At 49.5% G+C, this 501-nt stretch carries 1 protein-coding gene; it reads right to left on the reverse strand.

Going from position 1 to position 501, the window contains the following annotated elements:
* A partial coding sequence (locus tag AC1DWI_RS26110; RefSeq protein ID WP_477726326.1) for a hypothetical protein occupies positions 1-379 on the reverse strand: 379 nt, incomplete at its 3' end.
* Positions 380-501 lie beyond the last annotated feature (122 nt).

Consider the following 501-nt stretch of genomic DNA (forward strand, 5'->3'; position numbering starts at 1 on the left):
GAACGACGCTAAAGCCAACTATGGTGGCCTTACCACCATGATTCCTTACGGCGACGCTCGTCAAAATCCATTTGCCTGAAAAGCCATATTCAAACGTGAGATTGACGGTCGAAGAGTCATCCCTATTCATCCGGTGAGCGCCAACCAGCATAATTGTTGAGGGCTCTCCAGCAGGGATAAATGCCGCCATTTGAACAAGCGCGTCATGAAGTGCCGGCCCAGCTATGCTTGGATCAGCTGCCTTCTCAATATCCTCAAAGCGCTGCTGTCGCAGAAGATCAATGTAACTTTTAGCCAGCGTCTGATCGGCAGGCGAAGCAAATTTTTGAATCATGTCCGCTTGATTGCAGCCCACAAGTGCGAGCAGGAGCAAAGACATAAAGAATTGGCGAAGAGATGAAATAGTCATTGGAAGCTGGGGGCGAGTACTCTGTCGAGATACATGCTGGCTGATGCGACTTAATGTGCCGGAAACGCTGGGAAAGACTCAAAGTAGGCTAT

The sequence above is a fragment of the Polaromonas sp. P3_C2 genome (assembly GCF_056402675.1).